This is a genomic window from Mycobacterium sp. (genome assembly GCF_035653355.1).
GTDB lineage: Bacteria > Actinomycetota > Actinomycetes > Mycobacteriales > Mycobacteriaceae > Mycobacterium.
In genome coordinates this window covers 1-6,394 of the sequence record NZ_DASRBZ010000156.1, presented here as the reverse complement: position 1 = coordinate 6,394, position 6,394 = coordinate 1, and the positions used below count along the sequence as shown (strand labels likewise).

8 protein-coding genes are annotated in these 6,394 nt (G+C 67.5%); all 8 read left to right on the top strand.

Annotation, left to right across the window (positions count from 1 at the left end):
* Positions 1-173: 173 nt before the first annotated feature.
* Positions 174-1,052, top strand: coding sequence for an undecaprenyl-diphosphate phosphatase (locus VFA16_RS05215; RefSeq protein ID WP_324966793.1), 879 nt, complete (start codon positions 174-176; stop codon positions 1,050-1,052).
* On the top strand, positions 1,049-1,753 hold the full coding sequence (locus tag VFA16_RS05210) for a histidine phosphatase family protein (protein WP_324966792.1): 705 nt from the start codon (positions 1,049-1,051) through the stop codon (positions 1,751-1,753). The genes VFA16_RS05215 and VFA16_RS05210 overlap by 4 nt, the downstream gene beginning before the upstream one ends.
* 92 nt (positions 1,754-1,845) lie before the next feature.
* Positions 1,846-2,433 (top strand): DUF3090 domain-containing protein, encoded by a 588-nt coding sequence (locus VFA16_RS05205; RefSeq protein WP_324966791.1) that lies wholly within the window; start codon positions 1,846-1,848, stop codon positions 2,431-2,433.
* Complete coding sequence (locus VFA16_RS05200) at positions 2,417-3,241, top strand: SCO1664 family protein (protein ID WP_324966790.1); 825 nt, start codon at positions 2,417-2,419, stop codon at positions 3,239-3,241. Before VFA16_RS05205 ends, VFA16_RS05200 begins: the two co-directional genes overlap by 17 nt.
* Before the next feature lie 32 nt (positions 3,242-3,273).
* Complete coding sequence (locus VFA16_RS05195; RefSeq protein WP_324966789.1) at positions 3,274-3,780, top strand: DUF2505 domain-containing protein; 507 nt, start codon at positions 3,274-3,276, stop codon at positions 3,778-3,780.
* Positions 3,781-3,834: 54 nt separating this feature from the next.
* Positions 3,835-4,608: a 3'(2'),5'-bisphosphate nucleotidase CysQ gene (locus tag VFA16_RS05190; protein WP_324966788.1), complete on the top strand. Its 774-nt coding sequence runs from the start codon at positions 3,835-3,837 to the stop codon at positions 4,606-4,608.
* A gap of 135 nt (positions 4,609-4,743) precedes the next feature.
* Positions 4,744-5,979: a cysteine--1-D-myo-inosityl 2-amino-2-deoxy-alpha-D-glucopyranoside ligase gene (gene mshC / locus VFA16_RS05185; RefSeq protein ID WP_324966787.1), complete on the top strand. Its 1,236-nt coding sequence runs from the start codon at positions 4,744-4,746 to the stop codon at positions 5,977-5,979.
* Positions 5,979-6,394, top strand: a 416-nt coding sequence (locus tag VFA16_RS05180; RefSeq protein WP_324966786.1) for an SDR family NAD(P)-dependent oxidoreductase, incomplete at its 3' end; no start/stop codon positions are given. The genes mshC and VFA16_RS05180, both read left to right, overlap by 1 nt.

The following is a 6,394-nucleotide window of genomic DNA, read 5'->3' as shown; positions in this document are numbered from 1 at the left end:
GCAACCCGCAGCCTGGTCGGCATCGACCTCACCGACCAACGCAGTCTCGCCGCGGCCGTGCGGGATTCGGTTGCGCTGGCCGAACCTGTTTCGCGCTAGTACCTTCCGGCACTCCCGCCACTAGGGGCCGATAGGCACCAGGTACGGTCGTCGTCGTGACTGCGGCCCCAGCGATGTCTTGGTGGCAGGTCGTCGTTTTGTCGGTGGTGCAGGGGTTGACCGAATTCCTGCCCGTGTCGTCCTCGGGGCATCTGGCGATCGTGTCGCGCATCATGTTCGGGCGCGACGCCGGCGCCTCTTTCACCGCGGTCGCCCAGCTGGGCACCGAGGTCGCCGTGCTCGTCTACTTCGCTCGCGACATCGTGCGCATCGCCACCGCGTGGGTTAACGGGCTGGTGCGTTCGCCCGTCCGAGCTGGCTCCGGCGCTCGGGCCAGCCGCGACAACCACGTCGATCAGCGCGACACCGACTATCGGCTGGGCTGGTATGTGATCGTCGGAACGGTTCCGATCTGCGTACTCGGCGTGGTCTTCACCGACGAAATCCGCTCCGGCGTGCGGAATCTGTGGGTGGTGGCGACGGCACTAGTGCTGTTTTCGGCGGTGATCGCCGCAGCGGAGTATCTCGGGCGGCAGACCAGACACGTCGAGCAACTGACCGTGCGGGATGCCATCGTGGTGGGCTGTGCCCAAACGCTGGCGTTGGTCCCGGGGGTTTCGCGGTCCGGCGCCACGATCAGCGCCGGGCTGTTTCTCGGGCTCGACCGCGAGCTGGCCGCTCGATTCGGTTTCCTGCTGGCCATTCCGGCGGTGTTCGCCTCGGGACTGTTTTCGTTGCCCGACGCTTTTCATCCGGTGCGCGAGGGGATGAGCGCCAGCGGACCACAACTGGTGGTGGCGACGCTGATCGCGTTCGTCGTCGGCTACAGCGCGGTGGCGTGGTTTCTGCGGTTTCTCGTGCGGCACAGCATGTATTGGTTCGTCGGCTACCGCGTCGTCGCGGGGATCAGCGTGCTGGCCTTGCTTGCGGCCGGGACGGTATCCGCGACATGACGGTCATCTTGCTGCGACACGGCCGATCGACATCGAACACCGCGCAAGTACTGGCCGGCCGTTCCGAGGGCGTGGACCTCGACGACAGAGGCCGCGAGCAAGCCGCCGAACTGACCACGCGCCTCGCTGAACTGCCCGTCAAGGCGCTGGTGACCTCACCGCTGCTGCGCTGCCGGCGCACGGTCGAACCGCTCGCCGAGGCGCTGGGCCTGCAGCCCGTCGTCGACGAACGACTCTCCGAAGTCGACTACGGGCAGTGGACAGGCCGCAAGATCGCCGAGCTGGCCAAGGAGCCGTTGTGGACGGTGGTTCAGGCCCATCCCAGCGCGGCGGTGTTTCCCGACGGCGAAGGGTTGGCACACGTGCAGGCGCGCGCGGTGGCCGCGGTCCGCGACCACGACCGGCGGCTGGCCGACCAGCACAGCGGTGACGCGCTGTGGTTGGCCTGCACCCACGGCGACGTCATCAAAGCGGTTGTCGCCGACGCGCTAGGCAACCATCTGGACAGCTTTCAGCGCATCACCGCCGACCCGGCATCGATGAGCGTGATCCGCTACACCCAGCTGCGCCCATTCGTGTTGCACGTCAACCACACCGGCGCCCGGCTGACCGCCGCCCTGACCGCGACGCCTTCTCCGGATGCCGCGCCCGACAAAGAGATGCCGCCCGGCGACGCGGTGGTGGGCGGCTCCACCGATTAACTGGGAAGGGCCGCGCGTCTTCGCAAATGCGTATGCGGCGCAATTGCCGGGAATTACATCCAAGCGGCAATTCCCGGTATTTTGGAGATGCCATGGCCCGAGCAATTCATGTCTTTCGCACACCCGACCGCTTCGTCGCCGGGACCGTCGGCCAGCCCGGAAACCGCACCTTCTACCTGCAAGCCGTCCATGACAACCGGGTGGTGTCGGTGGTGCTGGAGAAGCAGCAGGTCGCGGTGCTCGCCGACCGCATCGGCGCGTTGCTATATGAGGTACATCGCAGGTTCGGAACGCCGGTGCCGCCGGAGACCACCGAGGTCGAAGACCTCAGCCCGCTGATCACTCCGATCGACGCCGAGTTCCGGGTTGGCACCATGGGACTGGGCTGGGATTCCGAGGCGCAGACCGTGGTGGTCGAGTTGCTGGCGGTCACCGACACCGAGTTCGACGCGTCGGTGGTGCTTGACGACACCGAGGAAGGTCCCGACGCGGTGCGGGTGTTTTTGACCCCGGAGTCGGCTCGGCAGTTCGCGACCCGGTCGCATCGCGTCATCTCGGCGGGCCGTCCGCCGTGTCCGCTGTGCGACGAACCGCTGGACCCGGAGGGACACATCTGCGCGCGCACCAACGGCTATCGGCGCAGCGCGCTGCTCGGGTCTGACGATGACGCCGAGGCCTGATGATCGCGAGGTGTTGCGGCGCGGCGAGCTGACGGTCCTGGGACGCATTCGCTCGGCGAGTAACGCCACGTTTCTGTGCGAGGCGACGCTGGGTCAGCGCAGCGTGCACTGCGTCTACAAACCGATCGCCGGTGAGCAGCCGCTGTGGGATTTTCCCGACGGAACGCTGGCGGGCCGTGAACTCGGCGCGTATCTGGTGTCGACGCAGCTGGGCTGGAACATCGTGCCCTACACCATCATTCGCGACGGGCCGGCTGGCCGGGGCATGCTGCAGCTGTGGGTGCACCAACCCGGTGACGCGCCGGACACCGGGGGTTTCGACGCCGATCGGACGCCTGACTTGGTGGACCTGTTTCCCGCCGGCAAACCGCCGGCGGGCTATCTGCCGGTGCTGCGCGCCTACGACTATGCCGGGGACGAAGTCATTTTGATGCACGCTGACGACCTCCGATTGCGGCGAATGGCGGTCTTTGACGTGCTGATCAACAATGCCGACCGCAAGGGCGGCCACATCCTGCGCGGACTCGACGGGCGGGTTTATGGAGTGGACCACGGTGTCTGCCTGCACGTCGAGGACAAGTTGCGAACGGTGCTGTGGGGCTGGGCGGGCAAGCCCATCGACGACGAAACCTTGGACGCGGTTGCCGCACTGGCCGAAGCGCTGCGCGGCTCGTTCGCCGACACGCTGGCCGGCCACATCACAGCCCGCGAAATCGCCGCGTTGCGCCGACGGGCTCGCGCGTTGCTGGACAACCCGGTGATGCCCACTCCCGACCGGCATCGTCCTATTCCGTGGCCGGCGTTCTGACGCGGCGATCGAAACCGATACGCTCCCTTGCTATGCCGCGCTCGTTCGCCTACTCGGTTGACTCTCCGGCCGGCGTCGACCAAATCCTTGCGGCGTTCGGCGACAACGACTACTGGCAGGCGAGGCTGGCTGTCGGCGGTAACGACAGCGCCTGGGTGGACTCCTTTGTCGTCGACGCGCGCGGCGCGGTGACCGTTGTCGTCAAAGCCAGCGTTCTGCGGGAGCGGCTGCCGAAAGTGGCGGCCAAGGTGGGCCGCGGTGATCTGGAGACGATTCACAGCGAGCGCTGGATCCCGCTCGACGGGGGCCGGGTGCGCGGCGAGGTCAAGGTGGCGATGCGCGGGGCGCCGGTCTCCGGGCTGTGCGAGGCGTTGCTGACGCCGGTCAGCAGTGGTTCGCGGTGGGAGGTGAATGGGACCGTGGCGGTCAAAGTCCCACTGGTGGGAGGCCCGATCGAAAGGATGATCGGCAGCCAGGTCGGCACCGGCGTCACCGAACTGCAGCGCTTTACCGCTGAGTGGATTGCAGAGAACCGCTGATACGTCTAGGCCGCTGGCGGTCGGCCCCAGTCGGCGGTCGGCAATACTGGATCGGTGAGCCCAGCCCGCGACCTGACCGACGCCGCGCTGGCCGCTCAATTGGCCGGGGACGCCGGAAAGCTGTTGCTGGCGGTGCGCGGCGACGTCGGGTTCGACTATCCGTGGCTGCTCGGCGATGCCGGCGACGCGCAAGCCAACGCGCTGCTGCTGCGGCGGCTGCGGGCCGAGCGGCCTGGTGACGCGGTGCTCAGCGAGGAAGCCTATGACGACCTCTCCCGGTTGGAGTCCGATCGGGTATGGATCGTCGACCCGTTGGACGGCACCCGCGAATTCTCCACGCCAGGCTGTGACGACTGGGCGGTCCATGTGGCGTTGTGGCAGCGCGACCGCGGGCCGGCCGGCGCCATCACCGACGCGGCGGTCGCGTTGCCTGCGCTCGGTGAGCTGTATCGCAGCGACACCGTCGTTGCGAACACCGCAGCGCGCTCGGGGCCGATTCGCATCACTGCCAGCGCGAGCCGGCCGCCCGCGGTGCTGTACCGGCTACGGGAACGGCTGGACATAGAAATGGTTCGGATCGGGTCGGCCGGCGCGAAGGCGATGTCGGTGGTGCGCGGCGATGCCGACGCCTACGTCCATGCCGGCGGGCAGTGGGAGTGGGACTCGGCCGCCCCCGCGGGTGTGCTGTTGGCGGCGGGCCTACACGCGTCGCGGCTGGACGGCTCGGAGCTGGTCTACAACCGGCCGGACCCGTATCTGCCTGATCTGCTGATGTGCCGCCCGGAGCTGGCCGACGTGCTGCTGGAGGCGATCGCAAGCGCGGCGTAGCCGGGCGCAGCGGGTCGCCGCCATCCAACGTCGGTGCCATTTGGTTGGCTAGCTAGCGTTCCGCTGGTGCTGGATTGCGCGGCTCCTCCTCGGGCCGTTCCGGCCCGCATCGTCGCCACGCTTAAAGTCGACGGTATGCAATCCTGGCCGTCCCCGCCCCGACCGGTGTTGCCGGGACGCGGGCCGGAGCTGCGGCTGTATGACACCGCCGATCGCCAGGTGCGTCCAGTGGCAGCAGGCAAGACGGCAACCATGTACGTCTGCGGCATCACCCCTTACGACGCCACCCATCTTGGCCATGCCGCGACCTATCTGGCCTTCGACTTGGTGCACCGGTTGTGGCTGGACCTGGGTCACGAAGTGCAGTACGTGCAGAACGTCACCGACGTGGACGATCCACTGTTCGAGCGCGCCGACCGCGACGGTGTCGACTGGCGCGAGCTTGCCGCGCGCGAGGTCACGCTGTTTCGCGACGATATGGCGGCGCTGCGGGTGCTGGCTCCGCAGCAATACGTTTCAGCGACCGAGGCGGTCGCGGAAGTCGTCGAGCTCGTCGAGAAGATGCTGGCCTCCGGCGCCGCCTATGTTGTCGACGGCCAATATCCCGACGTCTACTACCGGGCCGACGCCACCCTTCAGTTCGGCTACGAATCCGGCTATGACCGCGAAACGATGCTGCGGCTGTTCGCCGAGCGTGGCGGCGACCCGAACCGGCAAGGCAAGAGCGACGAACTCGACGCGCTGATGTGGCGGGCCGCGCGGCCCGGAGAGCCGAGCTGGCCGGCACCATTCGGGCCCGGCCGGCCCGGCTGGCACGTCGAATGCGCCGCGATCGCACTGAGCCGCATCGGTAGCGGCCTCGACATCCAGGGCGGCGGCAGCGACCTCATCTTCCCGCACCACGAGTTCACCGCCGCCCACGCCGAATGTGTAACCGGGGAAAGGCGATTCGCCCGCCACTACGTACACGCCGGGATGATCGGCTGGGACGGGCACAAGATGTCCAAGAGCCGGGGCAACCTGGTGTTGGTATCGACGCTGCGCGGGCAAGGCGTCGAGCCGTCGGCGATCCGGCTGGGCTTGCTGGCAGGGCATTATCGCGCCGACCGCTACTGGGACGCACAACTCCTCGACGAGGCCACCGCTCGCCTGCACCGGTGGCGCACCGCGACCGCGCTGCCCGCCGGTCCCGATGCCACCGACACCATCAGCCGGGTTCGCCGGTATTTGGCCGACGACCTCGACACCGCGAAAGCCCTTGCCGCGGTTGATGGCTGGGTCACCGACGCACTGGACTACGGGGGCCATGAATCCGCTGCTCCACAGGCGGTGGCAACCGCGGTCGACGCGTTGTTAGGAGTGGAGCTGTAATGACCTCAGTAAATGCCCAAGTCGTGTTCATCACCGGTGGTGCTGGCGGAATCGGTGCCGAGGTCGCCCGTCGCTTGCATGGCATGGACGCCAAACTGGTGCTGACCGACTTAGACGATGCACAGCTCAAGAAGCTGGCAGGCGAACTGGGCGACGATCGGGTGCTAACTGTTGTCGCCGACGTCCGCGACCGCGCGGCAATGCAGGCCGCCGTCGACCAGGCCGTTAAGCGCTTCGGCGGCATCGACACGGTGATCGCGAACGCCGGAATTGGTAGCTACGGCTCGGTGCTCCAGGTCGATCCACAAGCGTTTCGGCGGCTCATCGAGGTCAATGTCCTCGGCGTGTACCACACCGTGCGGGCTGCCCTTCCATCGGTGATCGACCGGCGTGGCTACGTGCTGATCGTCTCATC

Bases quoted from the DNA above. Each gene is read 5' to 3' on its own strand.
- VFA16_RS05195 (WP_324966789.1), top strand. From the start codon at position 3,274: ATGCCGCGCTCGTTCGCCTACTCGGTTGACTCTCCGGCCGGCGTCGAC.
- VFA16_RS05205 (WP_324966791.1), top strand. From the start codon at position 1,846: ATGGCCCGAGCAATTCATGTCTTTCGCACACCCGACCGCTTCGTCGCC.
- VFA16_RS05200 (WP_324966790.1), top strand. From the start codon at position 2,417: ATGACGCCGAGGCCTGATGATCGCGAGGTGTTGCGGCGCGGCGAGCTG.
- VFA16_RS05215 (WP_324966793.1), top strand. From the start codon at position 174: ATGTCTTGGTGGCAGGTCGTCGTTTTGTCGGTGGTGCAGGGGTTGACC.
- VFA16_RS05210 (WP_324966792.1), top strand. From the start codon at position 1,049: ATGACGGTCATCTTGCTGCGACACGGCCGATCGACATCGAACACCGCG.
- mshC (WP_324966787.1), top strand. From the start codon at position 4,744: ATGCAATCCTGGCCGTCCCCGCCCCGACCGGTGTTGCCGGGACGCGGG.